Here is a 4,262-nt window from a genome sequence, read left to right as displayed (position 1 = left end):
TGTGTGGCCGCTGCGCAGCCACTGGACGCGCGCCGCCTTCGCCGCGCCCGGCGGCATTGCCGGCAATTTCGGCTCCGGCTGGACCGACCACAGCGGCCTCTCGGAAAACGCCCTGTGGTTCGGCGGCGAATTGCAGCACCTGGACACCCCGGTGCACATCGAGCAAGCCCCGCACAATCCACTGGCGCCCTGGCGCCTGAACACCGATGACGACCGCGTCGCGCTGACCTTTACCCCCCGCCAATACCACCAGGCCTGCCCGCGCCTGGGCCCGTTCCATGCCGATACGCAGCAATGGTTCGGCCACTTTGACGGAGTATTGCGCGGCCCGCAGGGCGAGCGTGTGCCCGTGGACGCGGCGCTCGGCTGGCTTGGCGCGACCCACGCCCGCTGGTAAGCGCGACAATCGACAGGAGAGGGAACCCGCAGCTGGTTGCAGCAGCCTAAACTTGCGAAACCGCACCCGGAGAGTCTCCATGAGCCGCACCGAAACCGACAGCATCGGCCCCATCGAAGTCCCTGAACATGCCTACTGGGGCGCGCAAACCCAGCGCTCGCTGATCAATTTCGCCATCGGCCAGGAGCGCATGCCACTGGCCGTACTGCATGCACTGGCGCTGATCAAGAAAGCCGCTGCGCGGGTCAATGACCGTATCGGCGACCTGCCGCCAGACATCGCCCGGCTGATCGAACAGGCCGCCGACGAAATACTCGACGGCCAGCACGACGAGCAGTTCCCCCTGGTGGTCTGGCAAACCGGCAGCGGCACGCAGAGCAACATGAACGTCAACGAAGTCATTGCCGGACGCGCCAATGAACTGGCCGGCGGCGCACGCGGCGGCAAGAGCCCGGTGCACCCGAACGATCACGTCAACCGCGCACAAAGCTCCAACGACAGTTTCCCCACCGCCATGCACATCGCCGCCGCCAGCGCCGTGCAGCACGACCTGCTGCCTGCGCTGGCCGAGCTCTCCGGCGGCCTGGCCGAACAGGCGGCGCGCCACAGCAAACTGGTGAAAACCGGGCGCACCCACCTGATGGACGCCACGCCGATTACCTTCGGCCAAGAACTGTCGGCCTTCGTCGCCCAACTCGATTACGCCGAACGTGCGCTGCGCGCCGCGCTGCCGGCCGTCTGCGAACTGGCCCAAGGCGGCACGGCGGTTGGCACCGGGCTGAACGCCCCGCCCGGGTTTGCCGAAGCGATTGCCGCGGAACTGGCAGCCCTGAGCGGCCTGCCACTGGTCAGCGCGCCCAACAAATTCGCCGCCTTGGCGGGACATGAGCCGCTGACCAGTTTGTCCGGCGCGCTGAAAACCCTCGCCGTGGCGCTGATGAAAATCGCCAACGACTTGCGCCTGCTCGGCTCCGGCCCTCGCGCCGGGTTCGCCGAAGTCAAACTGCCAGCCAATGAACCGGGCAGCTCGATCATGCCGGGCAAGGTCAACCCGACCCAGTGCGAGGCGCTGTCGATGCTCGCCTGCCAGGTGCTGGGCAACGATGTGACCATCGGCTTTGCCGCCAGCCAAGGGCATTTGCAGCTGAATGTGTTCAAGCCGGTGATCATTCACAACCTGCTGCAATCGATTCGATTGCTCGCCGACGGCTGCCGCAACTTCCAGCGCCACTGCATCGCCGGCATGCAGCCGGATGCCGGGCAAATGGCTGCCCACCTGGAGCGCGGGCTGATGCTGGTCACCGCGCTCAACCCACATATTGGCTACGACAAGGCCGCGGAAATCGCCAAGAAGGCCTACCAGGACGGCAGCACGCTGCGCGAAGCGGCGCTACAACTCGGCCACCTGAGCGGTGAACAATTCGACGCCTGGGTACGCCCGGAAAGCATGCTGGAGGCTGGTCACCATGACTGAAACAAACAAGAGCGGCGCCACCCCCATGGAAGGCGACGGCAAACGCATCCTGATGATTCTCGGCACGCCGAAAAGCACCAGCCTCTGCCACGCCCTCGGCGAAGCCTACGCCCAGGGCGCACGCAGCGAAGGTCATGTGGTACGCCAGTTGAAACTCGGCGAAATGAGTTTCGACCCGGTGCTACGCGACGGTTATGACCAGGGCCAAGTGCTGGAGCCGGACCTGCTCGAAGCACAGCGGCAGATTCACTGGGCCGAACACCTGGTGTTCGTTTACCCGGTGTGGTGGGGCGGCTTGCCGGCGCTGCTCAAGGGTTTCTTCGACCGCGTCTTCCTGCCCGGCTTCGCCTTTAAATACCGCAACCGTTCACAGCTCTGGGACAAGCTGCTGAGCGGGCGCACCGCCGACTTGCTGGTGACCCTGGATACCCCGCCGTGGTACTTCCGCTGGGTCTACGGCGCACCGGCGCACCGCCAGATGACCCGCACCATTCTCGGTTTCAGCGGCATCAAGACCCGCCGCCTGGCCGAGTTCGCCCCGGTACGGCCCTCCTCCGAAGCCCAGCGTCAGAGCTGGCTACGCCGCGCCGAAGCGCTCGGTATCCGCGCCTGATGCAAGCAGCAATCCAGGGTGGCTTAGGCGGCCACAGGAACGGGCGTCGGCAGCCGGGTTTGGCCTGCAGTCACCCAGTATTGCGGCCTGCCTGCAACGCTCGGTGACGCGGCCTACAACTGTGCCGCCACCCGCGCACGGCGGGCGCGCAGGTTGGCCATCAGCGAAGGCCCGAGCGCCGTCAGCGCCGAACCGAGTACCACCATCACCGCACCGCCATAGGCAATCCAGTTGATCTGCTCGGGCACGACATGCTCCGGCCACCAGGTGGCCGCCAGCGCCACCGAAGCGAAGGTCACCAACGGCGTAATGGCCAGCGCCGCGCTGACCCGCGAGGCTTCCCAGTGCGCCAGTGCTTCGGCGAAAGCGCCATAGGCGACCAGGGTATTCAGGCAACACGCCAGCAATAACCAGGCTTGCAGCGAACTCAGCTCGAACACTTGCAACGGCTGCGCCCAGGGCACCAACAACAGGGCGCAGGCCAGGTAAATCACCATCATCACCTGCACCGAATTCCACGCCGTCAGTAGTTGTTTCTGCGCCAGGCCATAGAAGGTCCAGAAAAACGCGGCCAGCAGCACGATCAGCACCCCGGCGGTGTAATCGGTCAGCGAGGTCAGTAGCTCTACCAGACGCTGATTGAAGAACAACAGAAAACCCAGCAGTAGGACCGCCAGGCCAATACCCTGGCCAACGCTGAAACGCTCGCGGAACACAAACAGGCTGCAGATCAGCAACAGAATCGGTGCGACCTGGATCACCAACTGAGTGGTGCCGGGGCTGAGCAGGTTCAAGCCGACCAGATACAACACGTAGTTGGCGGTCAGACCGACAATCGCCAGCACCAGCAGCCATGCGCCCTTGCGGCCCAACAAGCGAAAACGCGGCAGGCGTTTGGCCGCAGCCAGGTAGGCCAGCAGAATCGAACCGGACACCAGCAAGCGGTACCACGTCACGGTGACCGGGTCCATCACCTGCAGCACTTCCTTGAGTTTGATCGGTAACACGCCCCACAGCACTGCGGTGGTCAGGGCGAGCAACATGCCGTAAAGCCAACGGCCGGAGGAGATATGCATGGCAGCCTCGAATGCACAGCGCCAGTCAAAGCCTGAAATAGAGCAAGCCGGCGCCGTAAAGCAGCATTTTAGGGCGGCGCCGAACACCGGCACAGCAACAGTTCGGCGGGGTTGTCTCGGGCAACTGTACTGCTGGCAAAGCGATAGCCGCCACAAGCTTGGCGCCAAAATCGTGTAATCCCGGAGAAAATGCGGCGATTAACGCCAAAAAACAACCACTTGTCGCCCAAAGCAACGGGCGCGACAGGCGCGATTAGACTCCACGTATTAAGCGTATTGCATGAGGATTCGCCATGTTCGGTCAGCGCACCATCGATCCCAGTCCGAGCACGCACTACCGTAGCGAGCGGGTCAGTGCGGTGAACGGACAATATTTCTTCGCCACCCGTGAAGGCACACTGGAAGGCCCTTACTTCACCCGCATCGACGCTGAACGGGAAATCGCTTTTTACATCCGCCGCATGGTGCAAGCCAGCGACATCATCGAGAGTCGAGCGTTCTAAGCGCTGTTCAGGCAGCGCGCTCAAGGTAGCCTAAAAGGCTCGTGGCCAAGGTCCCCTACTCAGCCAGCGCACGGCACCGGTGTGCGGATTACCCTGCCGCTCTTTCGCGGCTAAAGCCGCCCCCATGCAACGCTAGAGCGCATCGACATTTAACGGGTACAGAGCCATAAAAAGGCTATGTCCCAGTTACGTGTTGCAG

Annotated in this window: 5 protein-coding genes; 4 read left to right on the top strand and 1 reads right to left on the bottom strand. The window is 63.7% G+C overall.

Features of this window, described 5'->3' with window-relative positions; all coding sequences use genetic code 11:
* The 3 genes from B3M58_RS00090 to B3M58_RS00080 form a co-directional block, all read left to right on the top strand.
* The coding region (locus tag B3M58_RS00090) for a DUF2804 domain-containing protein (protein ID WP_296216447.1) at positions 1 to 397 on the top strand (397 nt) is incomplete at its 5' end.
* 79 nt (positions 398 to 476) lie between these two features.
* A complete protein-coding gene (locus tag B3M58_RS00085; RefSeq protein WP_296216445.1) occupies positions 477 to 1,871 on the top strand; it encodes a class II fumarate hydratase in 1,395 nt (464 codons plus the stop codon).
* Positions 1,864 to 2,484, top strand: coding sequence for an NAD(P)H-dependent oxidoreductase (locus tag B3M58_RS00080; protein WP_296216443.1), 621 nt, complete (start codon positions 1,864 to 1,866; stop codon positions 2,482 to 2,484). The genes B3M58_RS00085 and B3M58_RS00080 overlap by 8 nt, the downstream gene beginning before the upstream one ends.
* Before the next feature lie 113 nt (positions 2,485 to 2,597).
* Here the strand turns inward: B3M58_RS00080 and B3M58_RS00075 are convergent, their stop codons facing one another.
* Positions 2,598 to 3,560 (bottom strand): DMT family transporter, encoded by a 963-nt coding sequence (locus B3M58_RS00075; protein ID WP_296216441.1) that lies wholly within the window; start codon positions 3,558 to 3,560, stop codon positions 2,598 to 2,600.
* A 293-nt stretch (positions 3,561 to 3,853) separates the two neighbouring features.
* Here B3M58_RS00075 and B3M58_RS00070 point away from each other — a divergent pair, with 293 nt between their 5' ends.
* A complete protein-coding gene (locus tag B3M58_RS00070; RefSeq protein ID WP_296216439.1) occupies positions 3,854 to 4,063 on the top strand; it encodes a DUF6316 family protein in 210 nt (69 codons plus the stop codon).
* Positions 4,064 to 4,262 lie beyond the last annotated feature (199 nt).

It is taken from the genome of Pseudomonas sp. UBA2684 (assembly GCA_002354655.1).
Taxonomy (GTDB): Bacteria; Pseudomonadota; Gammaproteobacteria; order Pseudomonadales; family Pseudomonadaceae; genus Aquipseudomonas.
The sequence above is the reverse complement of the archived record's forward strand: the minus strand, read 5'-3'. Positions and strand labels throughout refer to the sequence as shown.